General features: G+C 58.0%; 18 protein-coding genes. 8 read left to right on the top strand and 10 right to left on the bottom strand.

All coding sequences use genetic code 11. The features are described 5' to 3' along the window. Window positions 1-363 (top strand): tripartite tricarboxylate transporter TctB family protein (locus B3M52_RS12960; RefSeq protein WP_286749656.1); only part of this gene is annotated, 363 nt, incomplete at its 5' end. After that, complete coding sequence (locus tag B3M52_RS12955; protein ID WP_036204071.1) at window positions 363-1,889, top strand: tripartite tricarboxylate transporter permease; 1,527 nt, start codon at window positions 363-365, stop codon at window positions 1,887-1,889. The genes B3M52_RS12960 and B3M52_RS12955, both read left to right, overlap by 1 nt. Before the next feature lie 70 nt (window positions 1,890-1,959). Here the strand turns inward: B3M52_RS12955 and B3M52_RS12950 are convergent, their stop codons facing one another. The 3 genes from B3M52_RS12950 to B3M52_RS12940 are packed head-to-tail and all read right to left on the bottom strand — an operon-like array spanning window position 1,960 to window position 4,665. Beyond that, window positions 1,960-3,345, bottom strand: a complete 1,386-nt coding sequence (locus B3M52_RS12950) for a PhoH family protein (protein ID WP_036204072.1) — start codon at window positions 3,343-3,345, stop codon at window positions 1,960-1,962. 20 nt (window positions 3,346-3,365) lie between these two features. Continuing rightward, window positions 3,366-3,857: a CBS domain-containing protein gene (locus B3M52_RS12945; RefSeq protein WP_036204075.1), complete on the bottom strand. Its 492-nt coding sequence runs from the start codon at window positions 3,855-3,857 to the stop codon at window positions 3,366-3,368. Window positions 3,858-3,915: 58 nt separating this feature from the next. Further along, window positions 3,916-4,665 carry an START domain-containing protein gene (locus B3M52_RS12940; RefSeq protein WP_075195994.1) on the bottom strand — a complete coding sequence of 250 codons (750 nt, stop codon included), beginning with the start codon at window positions 4,663-4,665 and terminating at the stop codon, window positions 3,916-3,918. A gap of 131 nt (window positions 4,666-4,796) precedes the next feature. Here B3M52_RS12940 and B3M52_RS12935 point away from each other — a divergent pair, with 131 nt between their 5' ends. Next, the gene (locus B3M52_RS12935) at window positions 4,797-5,810 is read left to right on the top strand and encodes a DUF2804 domain-containing protein (RefSeq protein ID WP_075195993.1); all 1,014 of its coding nucleotides are present in this window, start codon (window positions 4,797-4,799) and stop codon (window positions 5,808-5,810) included. 8 nt (window positions 5,811-5,818) lie between these two features. On the opposite strand, the gene minE is transcribed toward B3M52_RS12935, so the two are convergent. The 5 genes from minE to B3M52_RS12910 all read right to left on the bottom strand — a co-directional run bounded on the left by minE (window position 5,819) and on the right by B3M52_RS12910 (window position 8,389). Next, window positions 5,819-6,073, bottom strand: a complete 255-nt coding sequence (minE, locus tag B3M52_RS12930) for a cell division topological specificity factor MinE (protein WP_007154416.1) — start codon at window positions 6,071-6,073, stop codon at window positions 5,819-5,821. A gap of 3 nt (window positions 6,074-6,076) precedes the next feature. Beyond that, window positions 6,077-6,889, bottom strand: coding sequence for a septum site-determining protein MinD (gene minD, locus B3M52_RS12925; protein ID WP_036204085.1), 813 nt, complete (start codon window positions 6,887-6,889; stop codon window positions 6,077-6,079). Window positions 6,890-6,954: 65 nt separating this feature from the next. Continuing rightward, the gene (gene minC, locus B3M52_RS12920; protein ID WP_036204088.1) at window positions 6,955-7,725 is read right to left on the bottom strand and encodes a septum site-determining protein MinC; all 771 of its coding nucleotides are present in this window, start codon (window positions 7,723-7,725) and stop codon (window positions 6,955-6,957) included. Beyond that, complete coding sequence (locus tag B3M52_RS12915; RefSeq protein WP_036204091.1) at window positions 7,722-8,111, bottom strand: HopJ type III effector protein; 390 nt, start codon at window positions 8,109-8,111, stop codon at window positions 7,722-7,724. Before B3M52_RS12915 ends, minC begins: the two co-directional genes overlap by 4 nt. Further along, window positions 8,108-8,389 (bottom strand): DUF1244 domain-containing protein, encoded by a 282-nt coding sequence (locus tag B3M52_RS12910; RefSeq protein ID WP_036204094.1) that lies wholly within the window; start codon window positions 8,387-8,389, stop codon window positions 8,108-8,110. The genes B3M52_RS12915 and B3M52_RS12910 overlap by 4 nt, the downstream gene beginning before the upstream one ends. 124 nt (window positions 8,390-8,513) lie before the next feature. On the opposite strand from B3M52_RS12910, the gene dinB reads away from it, so the two are divergent. Continuing rightward, window positions 8,514-9,578 carry a DNA polymerase IV gene (gene dinB / locus B3M52_RS12905; protein ID WP_036204097.1) on the top strand — a complete coding sequence of 355 codons (1,065 nt, stop codon included), beginning with the start codon at window positions 8,514-8,516 and terminating at the stop codon, window positions 9,576-9,578. Here the strand turns inward: dinB and B3M52_RS12900 are convergent. Further along, complete coding sequence (locus B3M52_RS12900; RefSeq protein WP_036204101.1) at window positions 9,553-10,128, bottom strand: phosphatase PAP2 family protein; 576 nt, start codon at window positions 10,126-10,128, stop codon at window positions 9,553-9,555. The two genes, dinB and B3M52_RS12900, sit on opposite strands and share 26 nt — an antisense overlap. Next, entirely contained in the window at window positions 10,094-11,341 is a 1,248-nt protein-coding gene (locus B3M52_RS12895; RefSeq protein ID WP_075195992.1) for a glycosyltransferase family 4 protein, read from the bottom strand. Before B3M52_RS12895 ends, B3M52_RS12900 begins: the two co-directional genes overlap by 35 nt. A gap of 90 nt (window positions 11,342-11,431) precedes the next feature. Between B3M52_RS12895 and B3M52_RS12890 the strand changes: the two genes are divergently transcribed. The 4 genes from B3M52_RS12890 to B3M52_RS12875 all read left to right on the top strand — a co-directional run bounded on the left by B3M52_RS12890 (window position 11,432) and on the right by B3M52_RS12875 (window position 15,862). Continuing rightward, complete coding sequence (locus B3M52_RS12890) at window positions 11,432-12,469, top strand: NADP(H)-dependent aldo-keto reductase (RefSeq protein ID WP_036204104.1); 1,038 nt, start codon at window positions 11,432-11,434, stop codon at window positions 12,467-12,469. A 249-nt stretch (window positions 12,470-12,718) separates the two neighbouring features. Next, window positions 12,719-13,033 (top strand): hypothetical protein, encoded by a 315-nt coding sequence (locus B3M52_RS12885; protein WP_041333497.1) that lies wholly within the window; start codon window positions 12,719-12,721, stop codon window positions 13,031-13,033. 160 nt (window positions 13,034-13,193) lie between these two features. Next, window positions 13,194-15,404, top strand: a complete 2,211-nt coding sequence (locus B3M52_RS12880; protein ID WP_075196024.1) for an acetyl-CoA hydrolase/transferase C-terminal domain-containing protein — start codon at window positions 13,194-13,196, stop codon at window positions 15,402-15,404. Then, window positions 15,404-15,862 (top strand): FKBP-type peptidyl-prolyl cis-trans isomerase, encoded by a 459-nt coding sequence (locus tag B3M52_RS12875; RefSeq protein WP_041333500.1) that lies wholly within the window; start codon window positions 15,404-15,406, stop codon window positions 15,860-15,862. Before B3M52_RS12880 ends, B3M52_RS12875 begins: the two co-directional genes overlap by 1 nt. Window position 15,863 lies beyond the last annotated feature (1 nt).

Here is a 15,863-nt window from a genome sequence, read left to right as displayed (position 1 = left end):
GAGCCGTTTGGCGGCGCCGAAACCGTTGGGCCGGAAACCTTTCCAACCATCCTTGCGGTGGTTCTGGTTGCCGGCAGCATCTATCTGATGGTCAAGCCGGACCCCGACGCCCAGTGGCCGCTGGGCCGGTCCGCAGTTGAGCTGGTGGTGTCGCTGGTTGTGCTGGTGGTCTACGCGATGCTGCTTGAACCCCTGGGGTTTGTCATCTCGACAACCCTGGCGGTTGGCACCCTTAGCTGGCGCATGGGCGCGCCCGCCAGGAATGCCTTTTTAACGGGCCTGATCAGCGCCGTGGTGGTGTTCGTCCTGTTCAACTATGGCCTGGCGTTGAGCTTGCCTGCTGGCATCCTGGAGGTGAACTGATGGAAACGCTCGGTTTTCTGATGGAGGGGTTTGCGGTTGCCCTGACACCGTACAACCTGATGTTTGCGCTCTTCGGCGCTTTCGTGGGCACCCTGATTGGTTGTTTGCCTGGCCTGGGGCCGGCAAACGGTGTGGCGATCCTCATCCCGTTGGCGTTTACCCTTGGCTTGCCGCCGGAAACTGCCATGATCCTGCTGACATCGGTTTACGCCGGCGCGATGTATGGCGGCCGTATTTCCTCCATCCTGCTCAACATTCCCGGTGACGAACCGGCGATGATGACCTGCCTGGATGGCTACCCCATGGCCCAAAAGGGGCGGGCGGCCGATGCGCTGGCGATCTCTGCTATTGCGTCCTTTGCCGGTGGGCTGATCGGCACTATAGGGTTGATCATGCTTGCCCCCGTGCTGGCGAGGTTTGCCTTGAGTTTCGGCCCGGCGGAGTATTTCGCGTTGTTCCTGCTGGCCTTCGCCACCCTGGGTGGTATTACCGGCAAGAACCCGATGAAGACGGTGATTGCCGCGACCCTGGGGATCATGATCTCCACTGTGGGCATCGATATCTCCACCGGCACCCAGCGCTACACCTTCGGTGTGCTGGAGCTGTACGAGGGTATTGATTTCATCCTGGCGATTGTTGGCCTTTTCGCCATTTCGGAGTTGTTGTTCTTCGTCGAGTCGCGCATGGGCGGTGGGCGTAAGAAAATGAACGTGGGCAAGCTGACCCTTACCTTCAAGGAGTTGGTCTCCACGGTTCCCACCCAGCTTCGTGGCGGCGTGCTTGGATTCATTTCCGGCGTGCTGCCGGGTGCCGGTGCGTCCCTGGGCAGTTTTATCAGCTACACCCTCGAAAAGAGCGTGATAGGCAAGAAGGGCACGTTCGGCGAGGGCGATATCCGGGGTGTGGTGGCGCCTGAGGCGGGCAACAACGGTGCCTCATCAGGCGCGCTCGTACCCATGTTGACCCTGGGCGTGCCAGGTAGCGGTACCACCGCGGTGCTGTTGGCGATGCTGATTTCATTGAACATCACTCCGGGCCCGCTGATGTTTACCCAGAACGCCGATATTGTCTGGGGCGTCATTGCCGCCCTGCTGATTGGCAATGTGCTGCTGCTGGTGCTTAACATCCCGTTGGTTGGCTTCTTTGTGCGCCTGCTGTCGGTGCCGCCCATGTACTTGCTGCCGATTGTGACCATGGTTGCCTTCGTGGGCATCTATTCCATCAGCAACAGCGCCTTCGACCTGTATTTCATGGTGGCGTTTGGCGTGGCGGGTTATTTCCTGCGCAAACTGGAAATTCCGGTGGTGCCGATTATTCTCGGGCTATTGCTCGGACCGGAGATGGAGAAGAACCTGGGGCATGCCCTGGTGTTGTCAGACGGCGACTGGAGCATTCTGTGGGAAAGCACCCTGGCCAAGAGCTTCTGGCTGGTTGCCGCTCTGAGCCTGGTGTTGCCTTATGTGGTGGGTCCGGTGCTGCGTCGCCGCATGAACGCGGCCATGAAGGAAAGCCCGGCCAGCGACTGATTCGGTTCCCGGTCGCTAACCTCCGCTTTGCCGCACCGGATGATCGGTGCGGCTTTTTTGTGCGCGCTGGTTAGAGATTCGCTTCGGCGTACTCCGCTAGAACAGAGCGCGGGACGCCCTGCAGGTGAATGTGCCCGCCATGGCGGAAGCTCTTGAAGCGCTCGGTCATGTAGGTCAGGCCTGAGCTCAGGGCGCTCAGATAAGGGGTGTCGATCTGAGCCAGGTTACCCAGGCAGATCACTTTGGAGCCGTTGCCGGCACGGGTGATGATGGTCTTGATCTGATGCGGTGTCAGGTTCTGGGATTCGTCGATGATGATCAGGCTGTGTTGGAAGCTGCGGCCACGAATGTAGTTCATCGACTTGAAGTGCAGTGGCACCTTGCTGAGGATGTAGTCCACGCTGGCGGTCATATTTTCATCGTCTTCGTGGAGAGCTTCGAGGTTGTCCACGATGGCCCCCAGCCAGGGCTCCATTTTCTCCGCTTCGGTGCCGGGGAGGAAGCCAATGTCCTCGTCCAGACCCTGAGTGCTACGGGTGGCGATGATGCGTTTGTACAGCTTGCTGGCAACCGTCATTTCGATACAGGCCGCGAGGGCGAGGATGGTTTTACCGGAGCCGGCGGAACCGGTCAGGTTTACCAGGTGGATATCGGGGTCCAGCAGCAGGTTCAGGGCAATGGCCTGGTATATATCCCGCGGTACCAGGCCCCAGACTTCCTCGTGCATCAGATCGTGCTGGTGCAGATCCCGAATGACAATCTGGTCTTCGCCCACATCAGACACCTTGCCAACGAATCCCTGTTCATCAATAACGAACTCGTTGATGGTCAGCCTGGCCAGGTCGCCCTCACGACGAAGGATGTGTTCGGTAATACCCTCCCGCTGGATGGTTTCGACTTTCTCGATGGTGTCCCAGAACGAGTTCGGGAATTCTTTGTACCCTTTCGGCAGCAGGTCAATATCGTCCAGCAGCATGTCGTTGTGATAGTCCTGGGCCTCCACGCCGAAGCCCCGGGCTTTCAATCGCATGTTGATGTCCTTGCTGACAAGGATGATGTCGCGCGATGTGTGGCGGGTTTGCAGGGCCGCCAGGGTATTGATGATCTTGTTGTCGTTCAGGTGCTCGGGCAGGCCATGGTTGCCCTGGTAGTCCGTGCTCATCAGTATCGATAACGCGCCGAGCGGTTCTGCTTTCTTGCCGCGCACGATGGGTACGCCTTTCTCGATTTCTCCTGGGCTGGCGTCACCCAGCAACTTGTCGATGTTGCGGATGGCCTGTCGGCAATCGGCAGCAACGGCCTGTTTGCCGGATTTGAGACTGTCGAGTTCTTCGAGGACCGTCATCGGAATGATGACGTCGTGTTCTTCAAAGTTCAGGAGGGCGTTCGGGTCGTGGATGAGGACGTTGGTGTCGAGGACATACATCTTTCTGCGAGCCTGCGATGCTCTTGGCATAGGGTGTGATACCTCTCTGGTCAGCCGTTCCCGGCACAGCGGTTGGTGAGCTCCTGGTCGGAGATCAGTTTGAGCATGTCATACGTGGTCACAATACCGGTGATCTTTTCGTCTTTGGTGATGAAAATCCGGTGCAGGTGTTCACGCATCATAATATCGGCAATGTCGCGCACAGGCGTTTGCTCGTCAACCGATAAAACGATAGGGGTCATGATGTCACGCACTTCCACCGGCACCTTGCCCATCTCCTCAAAAATGGCCATGCGCAGGCGCCGGGCTTCGTGTTCTTCTTCCGGGGTCATGCGCGCATCGGACTCGGAACGGCTGGCGTTCCAGCGGAATTCGGTGATGTCCTTCAGGGTGGCAATGCCGACAATCTCGCCCGTTTCGTCGGTAACCGGGCTGCCGGTGATTTCGTTGTCAGTGAGGAACCTGGCCAGACGGTCCATCGTCCAGGATTGGGGTACGGCCTTGATGCTCGGGGTCATGATCTCGTAGGCGAGAACGGTCATTGACGAATCGGCTCCGTTAGCAGGTCCTTTGTAAAAGAGCTTAGCTGTTGCTGATGTTCTAGTCATCCCCTGATTCAGCTTTGGGGGCTACATCTTTCAGTTGGCCCTGCGAGTCATAGATCAGTTCGTAGTTCTGGTAACGGTCCCACTGGGCAACCCGTTCCAACTGCTCCATGGAACGGATAGGAATGTCCACCAGCAGGGTGTTGACCAGCCAGCCGGGTATCGAACCGTTTGGCTCGGTGTGTTGAACCCAGATCATCCGGGTCTGGCCGTCTTCGGGAATAAAGCGGTAAAGGGTGTCGGACTTGTCGACACGGATGTAGTCATCTTCCTCGGCCCGTTGATCGGGAATGGCGTTGAGGTCCATCACGATTTCGCCGTCGACCTGTTGGCCCCGGGTGCGAATCCGTAGTACGTAATCCCGGTCGGTGACCGGCCAGGGCATATCGTTGACCGAGTAGGCGTAGCGCTCATCAAAGTCACCCGAGCCGAAGGCATAGGATTCCGAGCAGTTATGAACCCACTGAACACAGGATTTGGGATTGATCATAACCGCCATCAGATTCTCGATCGGCACATCAAGCACAGCCACAGCCTTGAAGGCCTGGAAGCTGGAGTTCGGCTGATCAGTGGTATAGACCCGGATACGATCGGTTTCCTTGCGAAGGCTCCAGTTTTCTGAGTCTTCGGCTGGCAGCCCGGCGAAGGTCAAACCTGAGGCCTGCAGGAAAACCGTGGTGGCTGCGAGCCAGATGACGCGTCGATTGGCCGGGCGTTGGTTGCCACGGGCTCTCAGGTTTTGCATGAGGTACACTTCCTTGAACATGGTCGGGCGAGTCTAGCACGACTGATCTGGTGCCAACCTGCTACGATCGGGGGTTTGTGAACTGGGTAACTGACTGAATTCCTGACGTTAACATTTGGCCCGAATTGACGATGAAAAAACCGAACAAGCGACTGATCGATGACCGAGGGCGGATTCCCTACGGCGTATTGGACACACCAGTGGATGTCATCAACTACCGGGACTTTGACCTCCGTACGGTGATGGATAAACCGCGCTCGGCCCTGGCCCGTAAAACCCGTTTTAACCAGTTCCAGTTCGTCAGTGCGATGGCGCCGGGTTGGGTGTTCGGGCTGGCGGTAGTGGATCTGAAACTGGTCAGTACGGCGTTTTTCTATCTTTATGATTTCAAGACCGGGCAGATGCTGGAGCAGTCCCTGACGCAGCCATTGGCGAAGGGAACTCACATTGAGCCAAGGCCTGAAACCGGGGTGACGGAGTTTCGTAAAGGGAAAACATGCGTTCGTATTACGTCGGACGGCCACTCGCGTGGTGTGTTGGTTTCCGGCCCCGGTGACCTCCGGATAGCCCTGAATATAGAAGGGGACACCCGCCCTCTGCGACTGGTGTGCCCAGCCGGTTACAGCGGTTGGGTGTTTACCCGTAAATCAGCGGGTCTGCCGGTGTCCGGAGACATTCGGTGGCAGGGACAGAGCTGGCAATGCGACTCGCTGTCACGCGCAGCCGTTGATTGGAGTTGCGGCTTTATGAGGCGCGAAACCGCCTGGAACTGGGCGAGTGTGGCAGGGGTGCTGGCAGATGGTCGTGCCGTTGGTCTCAATCTGGCGGCGGGCGTGAATGAAACCGGTATGACGGAAAATGCGCTCTGGCTGGAAGGGCGCTGTATCAAGCTCGGGCAGGCCCGTTTCGTGTTTGATCGCTACAATGAAACCGCACCCTGGCAGGTCACCACGGACGATGGCAGGATCGATCTCTGGTTTGAGCCATCGGGGGTTCGGCGGGAGCGACTCAATGCATGGCTGATTGCCTCCAATTTCCGCCAGTACATTGGTGCCTTTTCCGGCACAGTGCGCGATGAGGCGGGCAACTCAGTCCCCGTAGACGGGCTACGGGGACTGATGGAGGATCACTTCGCACGCTGGTAGTGGCGCGGTCAGTGTTCCGGCAGGGTAACGTTCAGTTCCAGTACCGAACAGCTGTCGTTGCGGTCAACTTCCACCTGGACCTGGTCATCGCTGATCTGAACGTACTTGCGGATGACCGCAAGCAGCTCTTTCTGCAATTCTGGCAGGTAGTCAGGTTGGTCGCGCTGGCCCCGTTCGTGGGCAACAATGATCTGTAGGCGTTCCTTGGCAACGCTGGCGGACCGGTTGTTTTTCTTGCTCTTGAAATAATCCAGGAAACTCATCCGTCAGCCCCCCTTGAACATCCGTGAGAAGAAACCTTTTTTCTGGGACGTCATGAAGCGATGTTCTCGCTCCTCACCCAGAAGGCGGGCCACGGCATCATCATAGGCCTGTCCGGCATCGCTGTCTTCCTCAAGAATGACCGGAACGCCCTGGTTGGAGGCATTCAGTACCACCTGGGACTCCGGAATCACGCCCAGCAGGGGGATGGCGAGAATTTCCTCCACATCGGCCACGGAAAGCATTTCGCCCTTTTCCACCCGATCCGGGTTGTAGCGGGATAGCAGCAGGTGTTCCTTTACGGGGTCCTGCCCCATCTCGGCTCTCCGCGACTTGCTCTGCAGGATGCCGAGAATACGGTCTGAATCCCGCACCGAGGACACTTCCGGGTTGGTAACAACTACCGCCTCATCGGCATAGTAGAGCGCCATCAGGGCGCCATGCTCAATGCCGGCGGGAGAATCACAGACAATGTAGTCAAACCGCTCGGACAGCTCGTTGATCACCTTCTCAACGCCATCTTTGGTCAGGGCTTCCTTTTCCCGGGTCTGGGAGGCCGGCAGGATATACAGGGTGTCGACCCGTTTGTCCCGGATCAGAGCCTGGTTGAGAGTGGCTTCGCCCTGGATCACATTCACGAAGTCGTACACCACCCTGCGTTCGCAGTTCATGATGAGATCCAGGTTGCGCAGGCCCACGTCGAAATCGATCACCACGGTTTTGTGGCCTCGCTTCGCCAGGCCGGTGCTGATAGAGGCGCTGGTTGTGGTTTTACCTACGCCACCTTTTCCTGAGGTAACGACAATGATTCTAGCCAAGGTTGCATTCCTGTTTTGCGGTGGATTCGTCGTTTTTCCCGCCCGTGCGGGTAGTTACGTTCTTTTCAGGCCTTCTCCAGTGGCGTTACCACCAGCAGGTCATCCCTGAGCTGGATCTGTACGGCGGTTTTCCAGCCGTTGTCCTGAAGATCTTCGGAGATTTTATAGTGTCCGGCGATGGACACAAGCTCTGCTTCAAGAGACTGGCAGAATACCCGTGCATGTTCCGCGCCGTGAATACCCGCGAGGGCCCGCCCGCGCAATGGTCCGTACACATGAACGTTGCCGGCCGCAAGCACTTCGGCGCCGGCTTGAACCGGCGCAAGGATGATCAGGTCGCCCTCGGGTGCGTAAACCTGCTGGCCCGAACGGACTGGCTGATTGATGATTTTCGCGGGCGCTGGCTCACCCGGATTCTCGACCCTGGCGGGAGTCGGGTTTTCGGTCGGTTCAGTGGCGGCCGATTCCGTGGCCGGCGCGGTATCGATGTCCCGGTCGCGCTGGTTGCCACCGGGAAGCAGCGCCAATGACGCACCGCGGGCGAGGCGGCGCTGATCATCGTTGCCACCGCGTACGCCGATGACATGGATGTTGTGGCGGCGGCAGGCGCCGATGATCTTGAAAAAATCCAGTTCGCTGCTCAGCCCCTCATACTTTTCCAGGCTGATGATCAGGGGGATGTCCTTGAAGAATCCGGGTGCCTGGCTGATTTTGTCTCTGAGCGTGCTTTCGAAGTCGTCATTGTCAAAAAAATACAGCTCCAGTGCGGTCATGGAAACGTTCGCACTCTTCAGTTGGAAGCACTGCTTTACCCCGGATACGGCGGTCTCGCTCATGGATGGGTCTCTTCCGTGGTGTCGTCCTGAGTAGTGCCCGGGCGTTTGCGAAGCGCCGGGCCGTCAAAGCGGATACCGGACCAGCCGGTGCCCATGAACTGGCGGATATTGCCATGGCTTTCACCTGCCGGTTCGTCCAGCACTTGCTGGTAGTGCTGGGCAAACAGACGCAACGTGTCGGATTCGGTCAGGTTGCAGTATTGGGCCAGGGAAAATACCCGGCATGAACCGGCGTTCTCGCCGGTGCCATTGTACAGCGGTCCGTTGTGAAACCCGGTGGGCTGATAGTCGAAGAATCGGTCAATCAGCGCCAGGGTATCGTCAAAGTCGCCATGGCCGGCCTCAACCGATGCCAGGTGGATACGAACCGCGTCATTGACGTTCATGCCTTGTGGTCCTGTTTGGGCCCTTGCTGATAGCGGGCTTTCCACTCTTCATAAGGCATGCCATAGATGATCTCCCGGGCGTCCGGGTCAGACAGCTCGAAGCCTCTCTCGGCGGCTTCGGCGCGATACCATTTGGAGAGGCAATTGCGACAGAACCCTGCCAGGTTCATAAGGTCAATATTCTGGACCTCGGTGTGCTCGCGCAGATGGTTGACCAGCTTTCGAAACGCGGCGGCTTCGATTTCCGTCTGCGATTGTTCTGGGATCGGGTTTGTCATGATTGCTCACACCTGTCTCTGTCGTCGTTGGGAGTTGCTACTCGGAGCTCCTGACATTCTCAGCATGTTACCGTAAGATACAAGGCTGTACATATGTACAGATAATTTACTTGATTGAAGAGTCATGGCCCAGCGCAAGATTATCCATGTAGATTGCGACTGCTTCTACGCCGCCGTGGAAATGCGGGACGATCCCTCATTAAGGGAAGTTCCGCTGGCCGTGGGTGGCGAAGGTGGCCGCGGAGTGGTTACCACCTGCAACTATAAAGCGAGGGCTTTTGGCGTGCGGTCCGCCATGCCTGGCGGCGAAGCCCGGCGCTTGTGCCCCGGCCTGGTGACCGTGCCGCCGGACATGGCCCGCTACCGGGCGGTGTCGAAACAGGTGATGGCCATTCTGAGGGAATTGACCGATCTGGTGGAGCCGCTGTCGCTGGACGAAGCCTTCCTGGATGTCAGCGAGGTAACCGAGCATAAGGGCAGTGCCACGTTGATGGCGCAGTACTTGCGCAAACGAGTGAAAGATGAGGTGGGTATCACCATTTCCGCCGGTGTGGCCCCCAACAAGTTCCTGGCGAAGATTGCCAGTGATTGGAAAAAACCTGACGGCCTGTTCGTGATCCGCCCTGAGGACGTCAAGGGTTTCGTTCAGGACCTGAAGGTCGAGAAGCTTTTTGGCGTGGGGCAAGTGACCGCTGGCAAACTTCACACGATGGGCGTTGCCACCTGTGGCGACATTCAGGCGCTACCCGCTGAAGCCCTGCCGGAGAAGTTTGGCAAGCAGGGGTACCGGCTGCGGGAAATGGCGTTCGGCCGTGATGACCGGGATGTGGTGGTGTCGCGCATTGCCAAGTCCGTCAGCGTGGAACGGACCTTTTCCCAGGACCTGCCGGACAAGCGCGCCTGCGAGTCGGTGATGGCCTCGCTGGTGGCCGACCTGAACCTCCGGCTCAGCCGCAAGGCCGGCCGAAAACCCATTCACAAGCTGTTTATCAAGATTCGTTACAGCGACTTTTCCACCCATACCCTGGAGCGTGTGCGCGACCGGATTCAGGAGCCCGAGCTGGAAGACTATCAGCCGCTGCTGGATGAACTGGTGACTGATACGGGTCGCCCGGTGCGCCTGTTGGGGCTGGGCGTGCGCTTTCGCAGTGATGAGTCGCCGGTTATGCAACTGCGGCTATTTGAATAAACCGGTCGTACAGGCCGTTAACCGAAGCCAGGCCCAGGCAACCGCCGATCAAGGCGCCTGCCGCTACATCGCTGGGGTAATGAAGGCCGAGCACGACCCGGGAGGCGGCAACACTCAGGGTGAACGGCAACAACAGCCAGGCCACCTCAGGCGCTGTCATGGCCAGCACCGTATTGAAGCAGACGGCATGTAGGGTGTGGCCGGACGGAAAGCTGTAACGGTCCAGGGGCGGTGTGCCGCAGTTTATCGAAGGAAACGATATAAACGGGCGCTCGCGGATCAGCCAGCGCTTCAGCAGCTTGTAGGTAATGGTGCAGGTCAGGCCGGTAGCCACCATCAGCAGCGCGATGGCGAGCCCGGCCTGAGGCATAAGCACTGGCATCGACAGGATGACCAGATACCATAGCCAACCATCACCCAGCCGGCTGACAACCTTAAAGTACCCCTGAACCGGTCGAAACCGCAGAGAGCGATTGATGGACTGGCAGAGGGCAAATTCCCTCTGATCCACCACGTTAAAGAAGCGAGATGCCTTGCTTGTGGAGGGCATTGTAGCTGTTCCTCAGTGGCTGGTTCAGTATCAGGTGTTCGAACTGCTCAACCTGTGCGGCCCAATTCAGGTCCAGTGCGTCCAGGCGTGCCTGTGCCCGTACCCTGTTCATCAGGGTTGGCTGGTCAGCCAGGCGCAGGGCATGATCGACAAAGCCTTCGTCGTTGCTGAGCTGAGCCTTCATGCCGTTGTCTTCATGGCGGATATGTTCGCTGGCGGCGGCATCGTCAAAAGCAACCACCGCCAGGCCGCTGGCCATGGCTTCAGTAACCACGTTGCCGAAGGTGTCGGTTTTGCTGGGGAACAGGAAGATGTCACCGGAGGCATAGTGCCGGGCCAGATCTTCGCCACGGCGGGTTCCTGCAAAAATGTAATCCGGATGGCGTTCGGCAAGGCGCTTGCGCATCGGCCCATCACCTACGAGTATGAATTTCGCGCAGGGGTGCAGCCCGCGGATACGCTCAAAGCATGACACCGCCATCTGAAGGTTTTTTTCCGGAGCGAGGCGACCAACATAGAGTACCGCGCGGTCGTTGGCTTGCAGTCCCCATTGTTGCCGGAGCACCGTGTCCCGTTTGTGGGGCGAAAAACGGGTGCAGTCAACGCCGCGACTCCAGACCGATGTCGGTTGAATGCCCATGTCATGGGTGGTTTGTGCGATTTTCCGGGTGGGGACCAGTGTTATGGCCGTCCTGTTATGAAACCAACGGCCGTAGCTGCACAACAGTTTTTCCAGGAACCCGGCACCGTAGTAGCGACTGTAGGCATGGAAGTTGGTGTGAAAGCCGGAACTGACCGGGATGCCGGCCCGTCTGGCGGCCGCAACGGCCGCTACGCCGAGGGGGCCTTGAGTGGCAACGTAAATGGCATCCGGGCGTTGATGCTTCCAGAGTGAGGCCAGGAAGCCCGGCCGGGTCATTCCGAACCTCAGGTCACTGTAACCCGGTAGCGGCAGGCCGGTCACAACTTGCTCGTCGGAAAACAGGCATTCCCCGGCACCATCGAATCGTCCTTTCGATTCATGGCGCTGGCGTGGACGGATGACCGTCACCTTGTGGCCACGTTGCATCAGGCCCAGGCATAGGTGCCTGAGGGTGTTCGCCACGCCATTGATTTCCGGAGGAAAGGTCTCCGAAACAATGGTAATGTGGTGCTTGCGCCCTGAAGCCTGGGTGACTCTCATCGCGGTGTTACCTGTGGTTTCCTCTTTCATGCCTCCACTATGGAAACCTGGCATGACAGTTCCGGGACAATCCCGTGACAATCCCTTTACCTTTTTCACCAATCAGATTCGGGAGTACGCATGAAAACCCGCAAGCTCGGCAGGACCGACATTGATGTAAGCGAGATTTGCCTGGGCACCATGACCTGGGGCGAGCAAAATACCGAACAGCAAGCGTTTGAGCAGCTGGACCTGGCCACCTCCGAGGGCATTAATTTCATCGATGCCGCGGAGATGTACCCGGTGCCCCCGCGGGCTGAAACCCAGGGCCTCACGGAAAGCTATCTGGGCAACTGGCTGGCGAAGCGGGGCCGTCGCGACGATCTGGTGATTGCTTCCAAAGTGGCGGGGCCGGGTAATGGACTGGGTTACCTCCGGGATGGCCCGCGCCTGACCCGGGACCATATTCGTCAGGCCTGTGAAGACAGCCTGCGCCGGCTCAAGACCGATTATATCGACCTCTATCAGGTGCACTGGCCGGATCGTAACGCCAATTTCTTTGGCAAGCTGGGGTACCGGCACAGTGTGGACGAGCAGGCGACCCCCATTGAAGAGACACTGGGCACACTGGCGGAGCTGGTCAAGGAAGGCAAAGTCCGCCACGTAGGAATCTCCAACGAAACCCCATGGGGAACGAACGAATACCTCAGGCTGGCCCGGGAGCATGACTGGCCCAGGGTGGTCAGCGTCCAGAACCCCTATAACCTGCTCAACCGCACGTTTGAGGTGGGAATGGCGGAAATTGCCTGCCGTGAACAGGTTGGTCTGCTCGCGTACTCCCCGCTGGCCTTCGGCATGCTCTCTGGCAAATATCTCGATGGCAAGCGCCCGGAAGGCGCCAGGATGACCTTGTTTGAGCGCTTCACCCGTTACACCAGCGGTCGTGGTGCCGAGGCGACCCGAGCCTACGTAGACCTGGCGGCCAGCCACGGGCTGTCACCGGTACAGATGGCGCTGGCGTACGTGACCAGCCGTGATTTCGTTACCAGCAACATTATTGGGGCCACGACGCTTGAGCAGCTTCGTGAAAACCTGGGGTCAGCGTCGGTGTCCCTGAGCGAAGAGGTGCTTGGGGAGATAGAGAACCTTAACCAGGTGTACACCTACCCCTGCCCTTAATCCTGCAAGCGTTACGGTTTTTTAACAACTCCCATCGTGAAGCAGCCACTCTGACCGTTACAGGCGGCAGAGTGGGGTGCTTACAGTTTGCAACAAAAATTGCTGTTTTCTTGACAAAAATGCGGTGATCCTGTGACAAAAAAGCGGCGCTTTTGTGTGCAAAATCACATCTTTCTGACCTTTAATCATTAGACTTAAGCATTACATGACAGTAGAATTCCGCTTCGATTACAGGTCGCCAGAATTATTATGATTATCCGTATCTTCGTCGCACTACTTGCACTCAACATGATCGCCTTCGTCGTTCGCGCCGAAGCGAGCGAACGTGTGTTTGCAGACGAAGTTCCGGCCGAGAATGTGTATCAGCTTCAGGAAGAGATGTCGGGTGACTTCGAGCGTGAAGAATCCGACATGTATGCGACCATTGGTTCTCGCCTGCTGAGCCTCAGTCTCAGCGGCTCAGATTCGGGAAAGAAGTCCTACGCGTCTGATCGTGCCAAGCCGGACCACGGTATTGCATTGCTTGAAGAGGGCGCCTGCCTCAACCTTCGCTGGAATTTCTGAACTCCCGCCGACGTTTTCTCCTTCTGAACCCTGACTGACCTCCCACGAATCCTCGCCACCGCTTATCTGTCTCAGTGCATTGCCTGTCGCAATGGCACATGTGATTATCCATATCGGTAAGCATTCTGACGGCAACTAAGGGAGTAACACTATGGCCGCGATGGTGGAGGAACAACCGGTAACGCTCGCAGACAGCAGCGCCTGTGTAGACGAGCTGATTCGCCGGGTGGGTAAGCGCATCACACTCGGCCTGCCACTGGGGCTTGGTAAACCCATACGTTTTGCCAATGCTCTCTACCAGCGTGCCAAGGACGATCCGTCCATAGAGCTTCACATTGTCACGGCGCTATCCCTGACCGCGCCCGGTGGCAGTTCATCGCTGGAAAAGCGTTTCATGGGCCCGTTCGCCGAGCGCCTGTACGGGCGGATTCCGGAACTTGATTACGCACGGGACGTGATTGGTCAGCGTTTGCCCGAGAACGTGCGGGTATCCGAGTTCTTCTTCAAGGCCGGGTCCTTCCTGAATAACAAGGACCAACAGCGCAACTATGTCTGTACCAACTACACCCATGCAGTGCGCGACCTTATGGCGCTCGGTGTCAATGTCGTCGGCCAGATGGTGGCTCCGGCGACCGAGCCGGATCAGGAAGGCTACGTTAGCCTGAGCTGCAACCCGGATCTGAGTCTGGACCTGCTGCCCCTGTTACGGGCGCGGGAAGCGGCCGGAACCCCCGTGGCGTTGGTGGCAGAGACCAACAGCCATTTGCCCTTTCTCGGCAATGACGCCGCCGTCGAGACGGGCCAGTTTGATATCGTCCTGGAGCATGCCGCCTCCGACTACCCCCTGTTTTCGGCACCACAAATGTCGGTCAGCCCGGAGGATCACCTTATCGGGTTCTACGCCAGTGCGTTGCTCCGGGATGGAGGGACCCTGCAGGTGGGGATTGGCTCGCTGGGCGCGGCGTTGGTTCACAGCGCGATTCTGCGGCATCGTCACAACGAGCATTGGACGCAGGTGTTTGATCACCTGAAGGTGGCAGACCGCTTCCCGGTGGTTTCCGAGTGCGGTGGCACGGATGTCTTCGAGGAGGGACTCTACGGCTGCAGTGAAATGATGGTGGATGGTTTTATTTACCTCATGGAGGCGGGTGTCCTGACCCGCGAGGTGTTTGATCATGCCGGACTGCAAACATTGATAAACCGGGGCGAACTTACTCACAGTGTTTCTCTCGACACCCTGGATGTCCTGCGGCGGGAACAGTTGATCGACTCGCCGTTACGGGCCAGGGACGTGCAGTGGCTGTGTCGTTACGGCATCCTTAATCCGGAGGTCGAGTTCAAAGGCGGGCGGTTGCGTGTGGGCGAGCAATCCCTGGATCCGGATCTCGACAGTGAGGAGGCGAGAAGCGCCATTGAGTCGTTGGCCCTGGGAAAGTCACTGACCGGAGGGATTGTGGTGCATGGTGGCTTCTTCGTCGGCCCCGAAGCCTTCTATCAGCGGTTGCGGGACCTGGCGCCGCGCGACCGCCAACGCATCTGCATGACCAGCGTCAACTACATCAACCACTTATATGACCACGCGTTCGGCAACCAGCGTCTGAAAGCTGCACAGAGGGTGCATGGCCGGTTTATCAACTCGGCGATGATGCATACGCTAAGCGGTGCGGCCGTGTCCGACGGGCTGGAAGACGGCCGTGTGGTTAGCGGTGTTGGCGGCCAGTACAATTTTGTCGCCATGGCCCACGAGCTGCCGGGCGCGCGGTCTATCCTGACCCTGCGCAGCACCCGTAAGTCCGGTGAGGAAACACTGTCCAACATTGTCTTCAGTTACGGGCACTGCACCATTCCCCGTCATCTTCGCGACATAGTCATCACCGAGTACGGTATTGCGGATCTGAGGGGTCAGTCCGACGAGCAGGTATACCTGCAACTGATCCGCATTGCAGATTCCCGTTTCCAGGCCGATTTGCTGAAGCAGGCCCAGAAAGCGGGAAAAGTGGATGCTTCGTTTCGTCTGCCTGAGCACTGGTGCAATAACACGCCGGAGGCGGTTGGAGAGGCTGTAAAGATCGCCGGAGACACGGATATGTTTCCAGCATTCCCGTTCGGGCGGGACTTTACCGATGAAGAACTCCGGCTGGGCAAGGCTTTACAAACTCTGAAGGCCGCAACGGCGACTCGTCGTGGTAAACTGTTGACTTTTTGGCGCGCCGTTAAGGCAAACGACGACGACAATCGCTACCAGCCGTTGCTGGAGCGCATGAGCCTGGATAAACCCCGGAGCCTGAAGGCGAGACTGGACCGGCGCCTGGTTATCCATGGCCTGAATCTGACTGATACACCCCCGAATACAGGAAACACAAACGCCTGATGCAAAAACCTGCTGTATTAACCGTCCACTATGTCCTCAAGAACAAGCTCGGTGAGCTGGTTGACACCTCCGAGGGCAGCGAGCCGCTTCATTTCCTGGAAGGCAGCCCGGAAATCATCGAAGGCATCCAGAAAGCGGTGAAAGACCGTAATGTCGGTGATTGCCTGGAAGTGACCGTACCTCCGGCCATGGCGTATGGAGAACATAATCCGGAGCTGATCCGCAAAGTACCCCGTTCCATGTTCGAGAACGTGGAGAACCTGCAGGTAGGGATGAAGTTTCAAACCAATACCGGCGACACGGCCCAGGTGGTACAGGTGGTAAGCATTGATGGCAATCTGGTGCGGGTGGATGCCAACCATCCTCTGGCGGGTTTTACCCTGTACTTTGATCTGGAGATCATCGGTAAGCGTGAAGCCACGGAAGAGGAAATCAACGCCGGCCATCCGCTGAGCTGAA

The organism is Marinobacter sp. UBA2688, assembly GCF_002352785.1.
GTDB classification, from domain to species: Bacteria; Pseudomonadota; Gammaproteobacteria; order Pseudomonadales; family Oleiphilaceae; genus Marinobacter; species Marinobacter salarius.
The sequence above is the reverse complement of the archived record's forward strand: the minus strand, read 5'-3'. Positions and strand labels throughout refer to the sequence as shown.